The organism is Nitrospirota bacterium, assembly GCA_016212215.1.
Taxonomy (GTDB): Bacteria; Nitrospirota; 9FT-COMBO-42-15; order HDB-SIOI813; family HDB-SIOI813; genus JACRGV01.
In genome coordinates, this window is the sequence record JACRGV010000080.1 from 1 (window position 1) to 17932 (window position 17932).

At 40.7% G+C, this 17932-nt stretch carries 15 protein-coding genes and 2 tRNA genes; 8 read left to right on the forward strand and 9 right to left on the reverse strand.

From position 1 onward, the window contains the following. The first annotated feature begins 339 nt into the window (after positions 1-339). Entirely contained in the window at positions 340-684 is a 345-nt protein-coding gene (locus HZA08_07090) for a hypothetical protein (GenBank protein MBI5193192.1), read from the forward strand. Positions 685-739: 55 nt separating this feature from the next. On the opposite strand, the gene HZA08_07095 is transcribed toward HZA08_07090, so the two are convergent. Further along, complete coding sequence (locus tag HZA08_07095) at positions 740-3106, reverse strand: transglycosylase SLT domain-containing protein (GenBank protein ID MBI5193193.1); 2367 nt, start codon at positions 3104-3106, stop codon at positions 740-742. A gap of 51 nt (positions 3107-3157) precedes the next feature. Here HZA08_07095 and rlmN point away from each other — a divergent pair, with 51 nt between their 5' ends. After that, positions 3158-4189 carry a 23S rRNA (adenine(2503)-C(2))-methyltransferase RlmN gene (gene rlmN / locus HZA08_07100; GenBank protein ID MBI5193194.1) on the forward strand — a complete coding sequence of 344 codons (1032 nt, stop codon included), beginning with the start codon at positions 3158-3160 and terminating at the stop codon, positions 4187-4189. Positions 4190-4355: 166 nt separating this feature from the next. Then, complete coding sequence (locus tag HZA08_07105; GenBank protein MBI5193195.1) at positions 4356-5225, forward strand: UDP-3-O-acyl-N-acetylglucosamine deacetylase; 870 nt, start codon at positions 4356-4358, stop codon at positions 5223-5225. Positions 5226-5444: 219 nt separating this feature from the next. Here the strand turns inward: HZA08_07105 and HZA08_07110 are convergent, their stop codons facing one another. From HZA08_07110 to HZA08_07120, 3 genes are all read right to left on the reverse strand, one after another. Next, positions 5445-5588: a hypothetical protein gene (locus HZA08_07110; protein ID MBI5193196.1), complete on the reverse strand. Its 144-nt coding sequence runs from the start codon at positions 5586-5588 to the stop codon at positions 5445-5447. A gap of 6 nt (positions 5589-5594) precedes the next feature. Then, positions 5595-6098, reverse strand: a complete 504-nt coding sequence (locus HZA08_07115) for a winged helix-turn-helix domain-containing protein (GenBank protein MBI5193197.1) — start codon at positions 6096-6098, stop codon at positions 5595-5597. A 364-nt stretch (positions 6099-6462) separates the two neighbouring features. Then, positions 6463-6723, reverse strand: a complete 261-nt coding sequence (locus tag HZA08_07120) for a hypothetical protein (protein MBI5193198.1) — start codon at positions 6721-6723, stop codon at positions 6463-6465. Positions 6724-7036: 313 nt separating this feature from the next. Between HZA08_07120 and HZA08_07125 the strand changes: the two genes are divergently transcribed. The 3 genes from HZA08_07125 to der all read left to right on the forward strand — a co-directional run bounded on the left by HZA08_07125 (position 7037) and on the right by der (position 9789). Continuing rightward, positions 7037-7111: transfer RNA gene (locus tag HZA08_07125), tRNA-Val, on the forward strand. A 53-nt stretch (positions 7112-7164) separates the two neighbouring features. Then, complete coding sequence (locus tag HZA08_07130; protein MBI5193199.1) at positions 7165-8367, forward strand: DUF401 family protein; 1203 nt, start codon at positions 7165-7167, stop codon at positions 8365-8367. 99 nt (positions 8368-8466) lie between these two features. After that, positions 8467-9789 carry a ribosome biogenesis GTPase Der gene (der, locus tag HZA08_07135; GenBank protein MBI5193200.1) on the forward strand — a complete coding sequence of 441 codons (1323 nt, stop codon included), beginning with the start codon at positions 8467-8469 and terminating at the stop codon, positions 9787-9789. A 41-nt stretch (positions 9790-9830) separates the two neighbouring features. Here der and HZA08_07140 read toward each other — a convergent pair whose 3' ends face one another. Then, positions 9831-13046, reverse strand: coding sequence for a hypothetical protein (locus HZA08_07140; protein ID MBI5193201.1), 3216 nt, complete (start codon positions 13044-13046; stop codon positions 9831-9833). Positions 13047-13380: 334 nt separating this feature from the next. Between HZA08_07140 and HZA08_07145 the strand changes: the two genes are divergently transcribed. Next, the gene (locus tag HZA08_07145) at positions 13381-14538 is read left to right on the forward strand and encodes a putative DNA binding domain-containing protein (protein MBI5193202.1); all 1158 of its coding nucleotides are present in this window, start codon (positions 13381-13383) and stop codon (positions 14536-14538) included. Between the two features lie 817 nt (positions 14539-15355). On the opposite strand, the gene HZA08_07150 is transcribed toward HZA08_07145, so the two are convergent. Genes HZA08_07150 through HZA08_07165 form a run of 4 tightly spaced genes read right to left on the reverse strand, consistent with a single transcriptional unit; the run spans position 15356 to position 17456 of the window. Then, positions 15356-15895: a hypothetical protein gene (locus HZA08_07150; protein MBI5193203.1), complete on the reverse strand. Its 540-nt coding sequence runs from the start codon at positions 15893-15895 to the stop codon at positions 15356-15358. Next, positions 15831-16604: a prepilin-type N-terminal cleavage/methylation domain-containing protein gene (locus HZA08_07155; GenBank protein MBI5193204.1), complete on the reverse strand. Its 774-nt coding sequence runs from the start codon at positions 16602-16604 to the stop codon at positions 15831-15833. The genes HZA08_07150 and HZA08_07155 overlap by 65 nt, the downstream gene beginning before the upstream one ends. Positions 16605-16608: 4 nt before the next feature. After that, complete coding sequence (locus HZA08_07160; GenBank protein MBI5193205.1) at positions 16609-16977, reverse strand: prepilin-type N-terminal cleavage/methylation domain-containing protein; 369 nt, start codon at positions 16975-16977, stop codon at positions 16609-16611. Continuing rightward, positions 16968-17456 (reverse strand): prepilin-type N-terminal cleavage/methylation domain-containing protein, encoded by a 489-nt coding sequence (locus HZA08_07165; GenBank protein MBI5193206.1) that lies wholly within the window; start codon positions 17454-17456, stop codon positions 16968-16970. Before HZA08_07165 ends, HZA08_07160 begins: the two co-directional genes overlap by 10 nt. Before the next feature lie 372 nt (positions 17457-17828). On the opposite strand from HZA08_07165, the gene HZA08_07170 reads away from it, so the two are divergent. Next, positions 17829-17920, forward strand: a tRNA-Ser gene (locus HZA08_07170). The last annotated feature ends 12 nt before the right edge of the window (positions 17921-17932 follow it).

A 17932-nucleotide genomic window follows, 5' to 3' on the forward strand; every position in this document is an offset into this window, starting at 1 on the left:
CCCTCCCCCGTCAAGGGGGAGGGAACCTATATTGACCGCAACTACTTTGTTATTCCATAATTATGACGGATTTCTTATGCCTGCATAATATCATCACTACCTTATTTCAAGCCACCTCATGGTTGTTTTCCTATAATTTTTACCCACTCACTTCCACGAAGACCCTTTATTTGAATGTTTGAAATATAATCTGCATTGACAAAGCAAAATCGGGCTGTTATCCTGAACAAAGTAAGCTCCCCAGGACAGTAACTTTTCACTATTTTCATTCACCATTGTAAGTCAGAGGCTTTAAGCGAAGGTTGTTACCAACTTTTATACAGAAAGGAAGTGAGTACCATGAAAAGAGTATTCGTTGTACTTTTTGCTGTACTTATTGTTTCTGCTATAGCAGTCCCTTCAATAGCTAAGGACAAAGGAAAGATGGACAGCGGGATGATGTCTGGCGACAGGCAGATGATGTGGAAGGAGCATCATGAGATGATAAATAACATGATGTCCATGATGAAGGATTTGATGGGTATGATGAAAGAGATTACCCATCAGGCCACTTCTGAGCAGAAAAAGAAACTCGATGACATGATGATGAAGATGGACAACATGATGACTAAGAACAATGATATGATGATGAAGATGAAAGATAAGATGATGATGGATAAGAAAGATAAAAAGGATGATTATTAAATACCATAATAAGGGGATTTATTTTTTTATATCATGAAAAATAAATCCCCTTTTTTTAGGGGTTCATGATAAACATGATGTTTATCCGGACATATTCCCTATAGCTTGCAAATACCTTTTTAACATAATCCCTTGTCTCTCTGTAAGGAATATCCTCAATAAACTCGTCGAGTTCAAACCCGGCTCGTTCTTTGATCCATTTCGTGACTGCATTAGGACCGGCGTTGTAACTTGCGATTGCATAGATAATATTTCCGTTGAACCTTTTTATGAGGTCAGCAAAAAACTTTGCACCGAGTGAGATATTAAATTCAGGGTCAAACATGGTATGCCTTTCAACGCTGTCTCCGTTCTTAATTGCAGATGCGGTCTTTGGCATTACCTGCATCAGGCCGATTGCCCCTGAAGGAGAAACCGCCTCATTATTAAACCAGCTCTCTTCCCTGATAAGTGCAAAAAGGAGAAATGGGTCTAACTTATTTTCTCCCGCATATTTATTAACAAAGGTACTATAACCATCAGGATACATCAACCTCCATAGGATGGGATTCTCCTCACTTTCACTATATACATTCTCTTTTGAAAAATTTGTGTAGAGAACGCTGAGTGCGGAATTATATTCTTCGGATTGATATAGGAGTGATGAGAGTAATAGTGCCATCTCCTTGTCTTTTTCGTCTTTTAACTCCGGTTGAATCCAGCGAACCTCTTCAACAGCCTCATCTTTGAAGCCGAGGTAGAGGAGGAGTTTGATCTTGGAGTCAATAGTAGAAGAATATGTTTGAAGTGATTCACTCGAAAACACCGCCGGCGGGGTTGGAAAACACCGCCTATCCATTTCTATTAGGATAGGCGGGACATTCCTGTCCCTATCCGTTTCTACGAGGATAGGCGGGACATTCTTGTCCCGCTGATTTTCTTGGCCCTTTGTGAGCGACTCACTCATGGACGTTTCATTTGAAAATCCTCCTTGCACGGCCGCACACTTTCCATCAATCTTCCCTTCAGCAATGAAACAATAAAACGACCCCTTATACTTGTTGCAAAGATGACATAAGGTATTTCCCATACCGGCTCCGTTACCCGTTGTTTCAAAGACCCTTGCCTTCCAGTATAGGGTTTTAGGGATATTCGCAGCATTCTCCTTACCATTATTAAGTATTGAATCAAATATTTTAATTGCCTTTGGGAATTTCTTTTCCTTATAAAGAAGCCACCCCTTGGCCCACCGGCTGTCTAAGGCATAACTGCTATGCGGGTATTCTCTGATAATCCTGTCAAGGTATCTGAATGAGGTATCAATATCCTTCTTCTCTGCCCCATTCTTTTCTGCATAGTACATCCCTAACCTGTACATCACCTCAGGTCTCTTCTCTTTATCCCTGAAAGACCTGATGTATGTCTTACTTGCCTTTACAAACGCCGCCTCTTTATCTTCTCTGAGATAATTACGCCCAAGTGAATACAACACCTCACCTGTCCTCTTATCATCAGGATAGTTATTCATAAAGAATTCTAATGCACCTTCTGCCTCACTCAACATTCTTGCATTGTAATAAGCCATGCTCAGTTTAAAATATGCATCCCTCTCCATTCCGGAGGTAAAACTTTCCCGGTACGAAAGAAACCTCTTAAATTCCAATGCCGCATCTTCATACAGGCCCGTCTTGTATAAGCTCTCCCCTCTTTTAAAAAATTCTGTATATTCAGAAACAGGTGGTGTATATCCCTCTTTTTTCAACCAATCCATCACCTTCTTTGCATGCCATGCAACACGGCTTGCCGGGTACTCAATCCATATTTTTTTCAGGTATGTAAATGCCGTTGGAATATTATCTTCCATTATATAACTCATCGCTATTCCATATACCGCATCAGGGGCTGATTTATCTTTATGAAAAAGAGCAAGGTATTCTTCATAATAGCCCCTTGCATACTCTATATCACCTGACGCAAGATACAGGTCAGCGGCCCTGATCAGAGATTTCTTTCTAAGAAGGCTGTCGGGAAATGTGGTGAACACTTTTTGATAAAACTCTGCAGCCTTGTAATAATCACCCTGCTTTTCATGTACCCCTGCAAGTGTAAATAAGGCGTAATCACTTATTAATGGATATGTTGAATATGCCCTCTCAAGATAACCCTCACTTTCAGACAGCATGGATTCGGATTCGGACTGAGACATAAGGCTTCCTGCCATAAATGAGGATATACCGATTACAGCCTGATCTTTGCCTTCAAACCTGCCTGAAATATCCTTGTAAAGCTGAATCGCCTCTTCAGTTTTCCCAGCCTTGAAGACCTCCATTGCATGATTAAGGCATTGATACGGTTCAGTGCAAGTATCATTCTCTGCATAAGAATTTGCAGAGAATAAAAAAATGAATGATAATAGCAGGAATAAAAAATAGCGGATATTCATAGAAGAAGGATTATAGCAATATCTTTAACCGCTGTCAGCAGGGGAGTGAAAATGATAGACCTTAGAAGTCTTAGTATATCTGAAATGGAAGAACTGGCTGAGGGGCTTAATCTTCAGCGATACAGGGGAAAACAGCTTTTTCACTGGGTTTATGGAAAGGCAGTGGACTCTATTGAAGGTATGACAAACCTGTCCAAAGAGACCCGTTTGATGCTGGCTCAAAAGGCTTATGTCAGTAAACTTGAGGTAATTAAAAGACAGACTTCAATTGACGGTACAGAGAAATTCCTTTTTGGTTTAGAAGACGGACATAGTGTTGAGAGTGTCCTGATACCGGACGATGACAGACTGACTATTTGTATATCAACACAGGTGGGATGTGGAATGGGGTGTGCATTTTGTTTGACTGCAAAAGGGGGGTTTGAAAGGAACCTGAAAACATCAGAGATAATAAATCAGTTTCTTTCAGCACGGAAAGAACTACCGCCAAATAAGAGGATTACAAACATTGTGATAATGGGCATGGGTGAACCGCTTGCAAATTTTAATAACCTGATAAAGGCTTTAGAGATATTAACAAACACGCTTGGGGTCAATATAGGGGCAGGGAGAATTACAGTTTCCACATCAGGCTTAATTCCCGGTATAAAAAAACTGGGGGCAAGCGGTTTGAACGTAAACCTTGCCATATCCCTTAACGCATCAACAGATGAACAGCGTAATATCATAATGCCGATTAATAAAAAGTATCCTCTTAATGACCTCATTAAAACGTGCAGGGAATTTCCATTAAAACAGAGAAAAAAGATCAGCATTGAGTATGTACTTTTAGATGGTTTAAACAACTCTCCTGAAGACGCAAGGCGGGTCGCAAAACTGCTGAAGGGGTTGCGATGTAAGATTAATCTTATACCCTTTAACGAATTTCCAAGGTCAGAGTTTAAAAGACCGTCAGAATCTTCCGTCCTAAACTTTCAGGAGATTCTTGTAAATAATCACTACTCTGTATTTATAAGAAAAAGCCGTGGGGCTGATATACTTGCAGCCTGCGGCCAGCTTCGGGAACAAGTTACAGTACAATAAATAAGCTTATATCTTCGTATCAAAAACAATACATACAAAATACAACTGTTGCATTTTTGCAACAGTTACCTGCTGTCCTTTAACCCAACGTATTGAAAACACTACAATTTTCATCCAGTAAATTCATGGCACAATTATTGCTCAATTCCCTATCGAAAGGATAATAATGAGATACCAGCGTACTATAAAAAATTCAATCGAACTTCCGGGGATTGGCCTTCATACAGGAAAGACCGTTTCCCTTAAACTATCACCTGCACCGACTGACACAGGGATAATGTTTACAAGGACAGATAAAAACTCTACGATTACAGCCCATGTGGATAATGTTGTTGCTACTGATTATTCATCTACACTTGGATGGAACGGTTCAAGTGTACAGACAGTAGAACATTTGCTTGCTGCTGCCGCCGGTCTTAATATAGATAATCTGTATGTTGAACTCAATTCTTCTGAAGTCCCTATAATGGACGGCAGTGCACAGCCTTATGTGAAGCTAATGCTGAAAAGCGGGATAATACAGCAGGATAAGATCAAATCTCACATAAAGATACTTGATACAGTAGAGATTAGAGAAAAGGATAAGTTTATAAAAATAGAACCTTCTCCATTCCCGTGCATCACTTACATCATGGATTACGACCATCCAATGTTGAATAAACAGGAGTTTGTGTATCACTATTCAATTGAGAGCTTCGTTAAAGATATTGCACCTGCCCGCACCTTCGGATTCCTAAAAGATGTAGCAGCACTGCAAAAGATGGGGTTGGGAATGGGTGGGTCGCTTGAAAATGTGGTTGTGCTGAATGATGATACTATATTAAATAAAGAAGGTCTGCGATTTAAAGATGAATTCATCAGACATAAGGTCCTCGACCTTATCGGGGATATGTCCCTGATGTCCATGTCATTCATTGGACATATAACCGCTTACCGTTCAGGCCACAACCTGAATACAAGACTCGCCTCTGCTATCCTTTCATGTAAAGATAAGTGGGTTGAAGCAGGACAAAATCAGCCGGATTTAAAGGTTTAAGACTTCACGTAAGCGGACGGCTTTGTAAAAAGCTACACACCCACAAGTGGGTACCCGAAGGCGCACAAATCCTGAGGAATGAGGCGTACTTGTAGTTACGCCGCAATGACGAAGGATGCAGTGCAACGCCGCAGATGGAGTTTTTTACAAAGCCGTCAAAATTAAGGGGGCCTATATTACATAACAGGCCCCCAATATTTAAGAATGGCACTACAAAAACTACTTCTTCTTTGTTGCAGGTTTCTTTGCAGCAGCAACGGGTTTCTTTGCAGCAGCAGGTTTCTTTGTAGCAGCCTTCTTTTTTGCAGTTGCTGATGTAGTTGTTGTTTTTTTAGCCGGGGCCTTCTTTTTTACTGTAGACAATGTATATCACCTCCTTTCCTCTCTTTGCACCTCAAGATCTGCGAGGCGGTAAGTATTTGGTGCGATTCTCAAAAACCTTTTGTCCCTGTTAAGTGAAATTGACACGGATGTTATCGGAGTCTTACTCCGTATCTTCACCCCTCCTTCAAGAAGCCGTTGATATATATCCTTTGCATGAAGTGATGCACCTTCTTCCTTCAGCAAAATAAAAGCTGCCTCAGGTATACTCAATCCCGCAAACCTGAAAGTACTTAGTAAGAAATCCTTTGCATCTTCCTGACCTTTAATTGCCTCTTTATCTAACTCACCTGCCAGTACCTGCGGATATGATGTACGCGCCTTGTTTTTCTCAACCTTAAAGAGTGTCTCTGCTAACTCAAGATATTTCCTTGCAGTCTTTATCTCATCATCTATCCGGTCACGTTTTTTTAGAAGCTCTGTCAGTTTGTTTTTATAAATTGTTATACGCTGTTCCAGTCCGCCAAGGATATCCTCTAATAATTCTTCCATTAACTCTCCCTGTAAAACATACATTCACTACTATACATGTAATAAAGATTTGTTGTCAAGCAATTTCTTTCTATTTAACATTGTATGAAGATTGTATGCTTACTTGCATCATAACTTTTCGTCTACTGATGAAAATACTTAAATTCCACAGGGTTATACGAATGTATGGAGAATGTAAGGCATTAGAGTTGGCCTGAAATAATACATACATAAATGGCTTTATTATGAACTGTAAAGAAAAGATTGAAAAAACTGGCCAATACAAAAGGACCCTGCAGGGTCAGGATATTATATTAATTTGCAGGATCCTTTAAGAATTGTAGAAGATAAGAAAGGGGGGGGGGGGGGGGTTACATCTGATACATCATACATCCTGCCAGAGATATTCATTCATGCATGAATCTGTTACTGGAATCTGAGTCAGTACATTGTTTCCCGTTAAAAAATAATCTCTTCCGCATTTTTTCATATTAAGCTGGTTGCTTGCCACCATATTGTCTATGGCTAAAAAGATAAGATTGTAGGAGACATCAAGATTTTGTTCTAATTCAAAGAGGGTCATACCGCCGTTTTGTTCTACAAGTTCTAAAATCTGCCTTGATACATCATACACCGGTTCTTTCATAACATTCTCCTTTTCTGGTTATTACCCTAATTTCTTAATATTATTAATATGATAAGAAGTACCTATTTCAAACGGCATACCAGTTTGTAAACTTTAGAACTATTTTTAATAATCCTTATTTTACAAGGAGTTACGATAGAGAACATACCAGTTACAAGATGCTTCAACTTAGTTTATAGTCAATATAATGACATGCTGCGTCAATTCATACACTAAAATTCATTAAAATTCCCTTGACCCTCATGTATGCATTATGTTATTTATACAAACACGCGTTCAAGGTTGTTGTTGTATTAATAATTACAAATCATTCGGGCGATTAGCTCAGTGGTAGAGCGCTTCCTTCACACGGAAGAGGCCGCAGGTTCGATACCTGCATCGCCCACCAATGAAATCAATGGGTTACGTTACTCTCCCACGCAGCTAAGCATCTAAATTGTAATGTACGACATTTTAAAAATATTCATCTCTTTCATCCTTATAGTTATTCTAATCAGGCGCAAGATTAATCTTGGTATTGCCATGTCTGTTGGGGCAGTCTTACTTGCACTCACATATCTACTGCCTGTCAGAGTTATAGGGGATGTTTTCATTAAGACAGTAACGTCTTACACAACCATTCAGCTCGTTGCATCACTGGGGTTGATAATGGTTATGGAAAATATCATGAGGAAGACTGAGACGTTTAAGCAGATGATGGAAGGGCTGAAGAAGACGGTGCGGGATGCGAGGATAGTGCTTGCGGCGCCGCCTGCAATTATTGGGATGGTACCGTCAATTGGAGGGGCATACTTTTCAGCGCCCCTTGTTGAAGAAGCAAGCAGTGAGATTACAATAACACAGGAGAGAAAAGGCTTTATCAACTACTGGTTCAGGCATATATGGGAATATATACTCCCGACATATCCCGGATTAATACTGGCCTCAGCGATTACTCATATCTCTTTGGCTACATTAATCCTTTATCAACTGCCATTTTCAATCATGGTAATTATCACAGGCAGTATCTTCTGTTTCAAAGGGCTTGTTTTTGAAAAAAAGAGTTCCCGGCAGAAAAGACACGGCAGGGATTTAAAGATGCTGATTGCAAGTCTTTTTCCTATAGCATTTATTATTCTTGCAGTAGCCATATTCCACATTGACATAGCATTGACAATGGCCGTTGTTGTATTCCTATTATTCATCTATCACCGCTATCCTTTAAAGAAGATAGCTAACACCCTTAAAGACAGCATATCGTGGAATATACTTTTTATAATGGTAGGTGTTATATTCTTCAAGGAGATGCTCGGCACCACCGGGGCAGTGAAAGGAATGTCGGTTTATTTATCCGGTACAGGCTTCCCGCTTATAATACTATTTTTTATACTGCCGTTTATGGTAGGATTTCTTACAGGCTTAACCATAGCATTTGTTGGAACTACTTTTCCATTGCTTATTTCAATGAGCGGCGGGTTTATAGATACAGGTAATATGGCATTCGCCTTTGCAAGCGGGTTTGCCGGTGTGATGTTCTCGCCGGTTCACATGTGCTTTGTACTTACAGGTGAATACTTCAGGGCTGATAAGGGTACTATATACAGGTACATGCTGATTCCGAGCAGTCTGGTGATGCTGGCGGCGGTTGTGGAGTGGGTGTTGTGAAGAACTAAGAAGTTAGAGGCAAGAAGCAAGAGGTTAGAAGCAAGAAGTTAGAAGTAAGAAATCAGACGTAAGATAAACATAAACAGAAAGTTAGGGAACATGGCAAAATCAGTTATTGCAATTATAGGAAGGCCGAATGTTGGGAAGTCTACTCTGTTCAACCGGATAGCGGGAAAGCGGATGGCTATTGTGGAAGATATACCCGGTGTAACAAGGGACCGGAATTATGCACACATTTCATACTTTGGAAAAGAGTTTACTCTTGTAGACACAGGCGGGCTTGAACCTGAAACATCAGACCTCATACTGACGCAGATGAGGGGGCAGGCCAAGATAGCCATAGAAGAGGCTGATATTATAATATTCTTAATGGACGGAAAAGAAGGGAGTACATCTTCTGACGTTGACATTATAGAGATGCTGAGGAAGGTGAAAAAGCCTGTATATTATGTCCTTAATAAGATTGATAATAAAAAGATAGAGGATAATGTCGCAGATTTCTATAAGTTCGGGATTGATAAATTCTACCCCATATCTGCTGAACATGGGCGATGTGTTGATGAACTGCTGGATGATATATGTTTATCCCTGCCCTCTGCATTACCGGAAGAAAATGCTGCTGAATACCCAAAGATAGCTGTGGTCGGTAAACCGAATGCAGGCAAGTCAACCCTGATAAACAGACTGCTTGGGAAAGACCGGCTTGTTACAAGCCCAATACCGGGTACAACAAGGGATTCAATAGACACTATTGTTACTTATTACCAAAAGGAATATCTGTTCATTGATACTGCAGGTATCAGGAAAAAGGCAAAGGTTCTAAAGGGGATTGAATCATACAGCGTTGTACGGTCACTCAGGAGTATTGAACGGTGTGATATTGCCATAGTGCTTGTTGATGCAGTAGAGGGTCTAACGGACCAGGATTTAAAGATTATCAGATATATAGAAGAGGCGGAAAAGGGATGTATTATTGCAATCAACAAGTGGGATATTGTTGAAAAAGACCATAACACTATGGAGCAATATACAAAGAACATAAAAACAATACACCGCCATCTTGACCACCTGCCGTTATTATTCTTATCAGCACTAACCGGAACACGTGTTCAAAAGGTTTATGCTGAGATAGACAGGATTATGGAAGAATACCAGCGTCATATAACAACCGGAGAACTTAACAGATTTATCGGAAGCCTGGCAGACCATTTACCGGTTGCAACATATCGTGGGAAGCCGCTGAAATTATACTATGCAACACAGGCAGGTGTACGGCCCCCTGAGTTTGTAATGTTTGTAAACCACCCGGAGGCAATGAGTACGAATGTTGTCAGGTTTTTAGAAAACAATATCCGTGAAAAGTGGGGATTCATCGGAGTACCGATTAGAATAGTTGTGAGAAAAAGACTTTCAAGCAGATAAATATAGATTCCCGATTAAAAACTTCGGAAATGACAATACTGTTATTCTTTAGTAACCTTCCCGACTACATTCTCTATGCTATCCGTAAAAAACACATACGGAGTAGTCGAATCAGTAGTCATGCTGACAATATTATTATACCTTACTACCTCCCTAACTCCGGGAATAAAAGAAGATTGCCCCTTTTTGCCTGAGAAGGTTAATGCCTCTCCTGTATTTTTGTTTACCCTTCTTATAACATTATTCCCGCTGTCTGCCACATAAAGATGGTCCCCGTCAACGGTTATTCCCTTTGGATAAGTAAACCTTGCATCAAACCCGAAAGCATCATTATATCCTGATTCTTTCGGCATACCTGCTATGGTTTTAACCTCTCCTGTTACTCTGAGAATTTTCCTTATTGTATGATTCCCTGTATCAGTAACATAAAGATACTGCCCGTCAGAAGTTATACCGCGTGGGTCATTAAACCCGGCAGCAGCGCCTGTACTATCAGTTGTCCCAGGTGACCCGACATTAGTAACATAATCACTTAATCCTGCTACAAGCCCAACATAACCGTTTATTATATTAACCCTCCTAATAAGATGGTTACCGGAATCAGCAACATATAAATGGTCGGCAACAAAGCATATCCCTCTTGGAAAATTAAATAAAGGAGACCCGAACCTGCTATCCATAAATCCGGCAATACCAGGACTGCCGGCCAATGTCGTTACCTCTTTAGTTGCTACTACAATCTTCCTGATTGAATGATTACCTGTGTCTGCTACATAAATATTACCATTACCATCAGCGGAAATCCCGACAGGACGGTTAAATTGAGCTGAATACCCAGCGCTGTACCTGTAGCCCTGAGACCCTACTGTACCTGCAATAATTATTAACGGTGACCCGAATAAATCACCTATCTCCACTATACGAATAATTTGATTCCCTTTATCTGCAACATAAAATGTATTACCTGAGATATCTCCACCTGAAGGGGACTTCAATGGGATACCTTTGTTTTTTGTAAAGTAGAGTGTCTTTGTCTCACCTGTCACTTTATCCACCCTTCTAACACTGTTGCTCTTTGTATCCATAACATACAGGTATGTTCCGTCTGTACTTATAGCAGTAGGTCCATTAAAGGAAGTTGTCCTACCTGTGCCGTCTGAGGAATCACCCAAGGAACTGGTTCCGGCAGGCTGACCTGTACACTTCAAATTTGTTGTAGTTGACCCGCTTGTTGTAGTAGACTCTTCTATACAACTCATATCGCCGGCAAGAAAGGAAACCTTTCCTGTAGTAAGGTCTATCTTCCTCATCACATGGTTTCCTGTATCTGAGATGTAGAGTATCTCATTATCCCATAAGATACCCGAAGGGGAATTAAATAACGGCACTCCATCCTTACTGTCAAGTAATCCACTGCTCCCCGGTGATCCTGCTACTGTGGCAACTGCACCAGTCAAGGGTGACACTATCCTTATAACGTGATTACCTGTGTCGGCAACATATAGAAAGGTGCCATCTGTAGTTATATCACCGGGAGAGCTGAACCTTGCATTACTTTCTTCTCCCTCAGCTCTGTTACGCCATCCGGATTCCCCCTTCTCTCCTGCAACAGTAGTAACTTCTGCTGTTACGGTATTAACAGCCCGAATTACATGATTCCCTGTGTCAGCAATATACAGCATGTCTCCGGATCTAACCCCTCTGGTAGGGGCATTAAATCTTGCATTCCTGCCGACTCCGTCAAGAGTTCCTGCACTTCCCGGATAACCGGCAAATGTTCGTACCTCGCCTGATGCTATATTCATCCTCCTTACTACATTATTATCCGTATCTATTATATAAATATTCTCTTTAGACTCATCAATTATAATGTCAGTTGGGGAACTGAACAGGGCAGGGCTTTCTGAGCTATCCGCTGTCCCCGGAACACCGGGAGTCCCTGAAAGTGTGCTGACTTCTCCGGTGATAATATTTATCATGCGTATTGTGCTGTTATAAGTATCAGCAACATAGAGTATATTCCCTTCTTTAATTATTCCGCCGGGGGTATTAAACGTGCTGGTATCACCAAGCCCATCCGATGTTCCCTGGTTTGGAGCATTTCCTGCCAATGTAACTACTTCTCCTGTATACCAGTTTATCTTTCTGATGGTATGATTAGAAACCTCTGTTATATATATATAATCACCTATTACATCCACATCAGAAGGGGAGTTTAATTTTGCGACTTCATAAGACCCATCCGTTGAACCTGACTGAAAGGGAATGCCTACAAATGTACCGACGGAATAATTTTGCAAATTCAGTACCCGGATAACATCATTACCATAATCTGCAACAAAAACCTCTCCATCAACAACACGTAAACCATACGGATAACTAAATCTTGCTGCACCAAATGAACCATCTTTATAGTCCGGCTCATTTGCCTTACCGGCTAATGTGAAAACATTACCCGTTGAAGGGTCTAATACCCTGATCATGTGATTATATGTATCAGCTATAAATAAATACTGCCCATCATTATCTATACCAAGAGGATAGTTAAATTTCGCCTCCATACCTGTCCCATCAGTGCTTCCAATCTTTCCTGGGGTACCTGCAATAGTGTCAGTATAACCCGTGTCCTTATTAACCCTCCTTATCGTATGACTGTCGGTATCGGCAACATACAACAGATCACCCATAAGTGTTAAAGATGCAGGGCCGTTAAATGTTGCATCAGCACCTGCACCGTTTGAGTAACCGTTCTGTCCCCATTTCCCTGCTAATGTTACAACATTTCCTGTACTTACTTCTATTTTCCGGATGGTGTGATTTTTTGTATCAGCAACATATAAATATTTCCCATCTGTCTCAATTCCTTCAGGGGCGTTAAATCTTGCAGACATTCCAATACCGTCATTTACTCCGGGAAAACCCGGATAACCGGCAAATGTTGATACAGTTCCTGTAAGTGTATCTATTGATCTTATGGCATGGTTGTTTTGATCTGCGACATAAAGGTTGTTACCGATTGCAACAATACCTCGGGGAGTGTTAAATCTGGCATCAGAACCTAAACCATCAGAAGTCCCGTAGCCCCCTGAAAGACCGGCTATAGTCTGCATATCGCCGCCGCGTATGCTTGACGCACCCTCTAAAGACGGGCCTACAGTGCTGTACTCACTGGAACAACCCGCAAGAATTGCAATAAGGATGTATCCTGTTATTATTCTGAAGAGTAATCTTGATGTCAAAACCTGGTCTCTGACCATCAATAATATTTATGTTGCAATAATCATACCACAGCATGAATTGAAACAAAAATATGTCAGAGTTTATACAGTCCCCCGGACTTGCCTACAGCAGCAGAATAATAATCCCCAACTTTTATCTGCGATTAAACTGTAATCGTAACAGGTTCAGTAATATTATTCCTGTCGATTTCAAGGCTTGAGCATGGACGTCATTCCTTTTATTGACGTTATTGACACAGTAGGGGGCGGGTCTTGGGTTGACAAACTTATTTAATTTGACATCAAAAAATGTATCTGTTAGGTTAGACCCACAACAGCAAAGAAGATTCATTAATGCATTTTCAATAAAAATATGAAGACATCTGAAATAAAAGAAATAATAGCAAAAGGTGAAGGCCATCATACAGAATTTAAGGAGATGATTATAGATAATGAAGAGACGGCAAAAACGATAACAAGTTTTGCCAATACTGACGGGGGGAAAATATTTTTGGGTGTCGCCGATAATGGTGACATAACCGGGATTGAGGATGTTGATGAAACAATAAGAAGGATAGATGATATTGCATTTAACAGGTGTGAACCGCCCATCACCGTATTACAGGAGACTGTTAATATTGATGACAAGATGGTTCTTATTGTAAATATCCCAAAGGGTGAGCAGAGACCATACAGAACAATAAAAGGCATTTACTATGTCAGGAGCGCAAACCGGTGCAGGCAGGCATCAAGGGAAGAACTGCTAAGATTATTTCAGTCAGCAGGAGATGTATTCTATGACGAAACAGAAATTTATAAGGCTGCGATAGATGACCTTGACCGATATTTTTTCAAATCATTTGTAAAGGAATACTTAAAATTGGAGGCTACCGAAAGGCTGTCTGAGAATTATATGAGAAATTTAAGGGTACTGTCGTCAGGAGGAAAACCTACACTTACAGGACTTCTGTTTTTTGGAGAAAACCCTCAGAGTTTTTATCCGCACGCAAAAGTGGTTGCAGCCTATATAGACGGTAAAGATATATCTGTACCTCCGATGGATAAAAAGGAAATTACAGGAAAGATGCATCAGGTACTTGAGAACTCCATGAATTTTCTGAGGTTGTATCTGACGGAAGAACATAGGATAAAAGACCTTGAACCTGAGGTATTCCCTGAAATCCCTACTGAGGCTCTACGTGAGGCACTCGTGAATGCTGTTGCCCATCGCGATTACACCATCAGTTCTCCTATCAGAATATTTATCTTCCGAGATCGGATAGAGTTCCGAACACCGGGAAAACTTCCTAATACTGTGACAATAGAGAGCATGAAAATGGGCGGCGCTCATGTACTGAGAAATCCTACAATATACAATCTTCTTGCCAAGATGGGCCTTGTAACAGATATAGGAAGCGGTGTATTAAGAATTATAGAGTCCGTAAAAAAGGCAATTCAAAAAGAAGTAAAATTCGATTTGATTGATACTGAATTCATCCTTACAATCCCAAGAAAAAAACCTGCGGAGTAATAACGCCCTCCGTTCTGTAAGAACAAAGTGCGTTTAATCTATCCTATCTGAAACATTGCCCTCTTTTTAGTTGTAAATTTTGGGAGACATTATATTAGAACTATAAACCGGTTTCAATCGCCGGAATTAGGTATGTTTTGTAAAAGCAATTGAGGATGAACTCCCATGAACCGAGGGTTTCACAAAGGGACATGAAAATCAGCGGGACAAGAAAGTCCCGCCTATCCTCGTAGAAATGGATAGGCGGGGTTTTCTTACCCCGCCGGAAGTTATTTTCGGATGAACGTAGGTATTTTTACCTGCTGATTATCTTTCTGTTGCACGCCTCGTATATGGCCTGGGGGCAGGAGTTGACGTGGAGTTTTTCATAAGTGTTTTTTATGGGGGTGTGTAGGTGAGGCAAGCACTATTTATTTTATTTCGTGTAATACGATTACAACAACAAGTCCATTATTTCAGTAAAAATGTCCCTTAATAAGGGAGGTTCTGCGGCGGATACTTTACCATCAGAGAGGTGTTTGTGTCCGGATGCGTCAATCTCAGGCTTATGTCTGGCATTATCATAGCGGAATATTAACACCCCATCTGGTTTTTGATAATGAAAGGAATAATTAAATTTTTCAATTTTATATCTAAGGGTCTGTCATGAAATAACTTGTGCATATAGGCGCTCAGATTTCAGTCAGGTTTGAGTGCGGCCGATTGAGCAAACCCGAAGGCGTAGTTGAATCTAAACTGAGGGGTTGCGATTGAGGAGCACACAAAGACGACCGGAAGATGAGATGCATAAATGTATAGGTTATTTTATGACAGACCCTTACTCTAACCGCCATGTACCCTGCCGTATTTTTACTCCGATACCTTCTTCATATAGCTCGGCTGTTATAGTCCTTTTAAGCCTTCCTGAAATACCGGTACTTGTTACAGTACAGATAGCACCTGGGGTAGATGGGGCATAGACACTGAGATTGAAATCTTCTGCGGGATATATAATATCAGGAACATCTTTTGTTCCAGTGTACTGGCTTACCCCTCCTTCATTAAAAAATGAGGTGTTTCCAATCATACGTTTATTAAAGAAATCCGCCGGATTACCTCCAAATCTGTCAGGATAATTAAACCAGTAAAGGCCCTCGGCTATCCCTGAATCAGCACGGTAAAATGCCCGTGCATCTGCCTCAATGCTCCTTGATAAAACCGCCTCTGTATACGCAGAATATAGGGATGAGACCCCGATTATCGTCAGCAGGAGTAGGAACATAAGGGTCATCAGCATAGCTGCCCCGCTCCGGTCATAGATAATTTCTAAGTGTGACTGAAGTCTTCGCACTACGCCTCCAATAGCCGCCATTTTCATTAAGGTGCATGTCTTTTCTAAAGCTTTCCACAGAGAGTGAAATATCAATCCTGATAATGTCTGATGAGTTAACCGGCGTATTGTTTGATCTGTCTTTATATGAAAAAGTCAGCCCGTCTGCAGGAATATTTTCTGCAAGAGATTCCCATGTACCCTTGTCAATCTTTCTCTGGAACTCTTTTCTTGAACTGTTATATCTGTAGGAGATAGTATTTATGAGGTTAATCCTGCTGCCTGCAATAAAAGTTTCATTAACAGGGGAACTCAGGATTACAGAATTGTTTGTTCCATTTTCTGAAAGTGTATGTTCCTCACATCTATTGATATTGACCTTATCACATAAGACGATTACATCATCTTTTTTAAAAGTTGTTCCGGTACTGTTCATTACATTGAGGATGTTTTGTTCCGGTACTGCATCAGATACAAGTGAGGTTGCAATATCCCTGATATTTGCCCTGAAAATAAGCTCCTCTTTTTTAAATTTGGTTATCCCGTTTATCTGAGCAGGCAATCCATATCCTGTCTGTATCAGTTCCCTGTTAACAATATTTAGGACATTCCTGAGTGTCTGCTGAATTTCCGTATCCGCCTCCTGCACTGCATATAAGTGATGTTCTGAGATAAAGAATTTACTGAAGGTTAGAACAGCAAACACAAATATCGCCATTGTTATCATAAGCTCGATAAGAGAATATCCTTTACTCATTCCATTAACCCCCATCAAACCTAACGGCGGTAAGAACAATCTCACGGTTACTATCCCCTTCATTCCATGTTGCAGTAACTTTCAAAGTTGAAAGCCCCTGCATAGGCACATCCTTTTTCAGTGACCATTCGCATGTTATTGTTGATTCCGGAAGATCAGCGCAAGTATCACCTGTGCCGGTCTGTAAAACAGAACCCCTAAGCAATTCCATCTGTGCCTTTGCGGCCTGTACAGCAGTGAATGAATTGTTTCCGTTTGCGATTGACCTTTTGCCGATAATAAGCATTTCTGCAATACTAAGTGAACATACACAAAAGATCGTAAGTGCAAAAAGTACTTCAAGAAGTGTGAAGCCGTTTTTGTTCAAAGCCATCTCTCGCCATCCCATCTCCATATCTTCACCCTTCCGGTTATTGTTAGACTTAATGCACGGGTTTCATTTCTATCATTGGTTATGTATATTGTCCCCAGACTGTTGCTTCCCTGCGGATGAAAGGTAATTTTATTTGAAGGAAAGGTAACACCGTCTGCCTCCGGTGTCTCAACAGGATTAGCAGGAGGACCAAGCACTCCTGCTGAAAAACCGAATCGAATCCCCGGAGGAAGATTAATTATCCTTCCTGTAATGTTGTAAAAATTATTGGCAGAATCAAAATTAACAGTGTAACTCTGCCGCTCAATGACAGACCTCATCTTCATCTCCCGCAGGTCAGTTGATATTTGCCTTGCAAATGACTGAAGATATAACCTATCCGTAAATGCAGAAATATCTGATACAGCAAGGGCAGATAAAATGCCGATGATTGCGAGCACTATTAAAATTTCTAAAAAAGTAAAACCTTTTTTATTCACCCGAAATTACCTCCGGCGGGGTAAGAAAACCCCGCCTATCCATTTCTATGAGGATAGGTGGGACATTCTTGTCCCGCTGATTTTCATGTCCCTTTGTAAGCCGAAGGCTCATGTGAGTTTTTAAGAATAAACTTTGTTATTTGACAGTTATTAGTCAAGTAGTTTTGATGTTGATTTTTTGTTCAAGGGTTTTATTTTTTACCTTGAATCCGGAAGGTATGAAGCGAAGATATTTATTGGATACCATGACATCGAACTTCTGTCAACTTATCTGCAAACTTTTCTGTAAACTGTTTGACGTGCTTATTCAGAATTGTTAATATGCCGGTAGCAACAAGCCATTATGCTACAAGTAGTTGCGAAGCAAATCACGGAGAGATGGCCGAGTCCGGTTGAAGGCGGCTGCCTCGAAAGCAGTTGTGGGTGAAAATCCACCGGGGGTTCAAATCCCTCTCTCTCCGCCATATATCAATGAG

Excerpts from the sequence above, each read along its gene's own strand:
- HZA08_07090 (MBI5193192.1), top strand. The coding sequence starts at position 340 with ATGAAAAGAGTATTCGTTGTACTTTTTGCTGTACTTATTGTTTCTGCT.
- HZA08_07120 (MBI5193198.1), bottom strand. The coding sequence starts at position 6,723 with ATGAAAGAACCGGTGTATGATGTATCAAGGCAGATTTTAGAACTTGTA.
- HZA08_07130 (MBI5193199.1), top strand. The coding sequence starts at position 7,165 with ATGTACGACATTTTAAAAATATTCATCTCTTTCATCCTTATAGTTATT.
- der (MBI5193200.1), top strand. The coding sequence starts at position 8,467 with ATGGCAAAATCAGTTATTGCAATTATAGGAAGGCCGAATGTTGGGAAG.
- HZA08_07145 (MBI5193202.1), top strand. The coding sequence starts at position 13,381 with ATGAAGACATCTGAAATAAAAGAAATAATAGCAAAAGGTGAAGGCCAT.
- HZA08_07140 (MBI5193201.1), bottom strand. The coding sequence starts at position 13,046 with ATGGTCAGAGACCAGGTTTTGACATCAAGATTACTCTTCAGAATAATA.
- HZA08_07160 (MBI5193205.1), bottom strand. The coding sequence starts at position 16,977 with ATGGCTTTGAACAAAAACGGCTTCACACTTCTTGAAGTACTTTTTGCA.
- HZA08_07155 (MBI5193204.1), bottom strand. The coding sequence starts at position 16,604 with ATGAGTAAAGGATATTCTCTTATCGAGCTTATGATAACAATGGCGATA.
- HZA08_07105 (MBI5193195.1), top strand. The coding sequence starts at position 4,356 with ATGAGATACCAGCGTACTATAAAAAATTCAATCGAACTTCCGGGGATT.
- HZA08_07150 (MBI5193203.1), bottom strand. The coding sequence starts at position 15,895 with ATGAAAATGGCGGCTATTGGAGGCGTAGTGCGAAGACTTCAGTCACAC.
- HZA08_07095 (MBI5193193.1), bottom strand. The coding sequence starts at position 3,106 with ATGAATATCCGCTATTTTTTATTCCTGCTATTATCATTCATTTTTTTA.
- HZA08_07115 (MBI5193197.1), bottom strand. The coding sequence starts at position 6,098 with ATGGAAGAATTATTAGAGGATATCCTTGGCGGACTGGAACAGCGTATA.
- rlmN (MBI5193194.1), top strand. The coding sequence starts at position 3,158 with ATGATAGACCTTAGAAGTCTTAGTATATCTGAAATGGAAGAACTGGCT.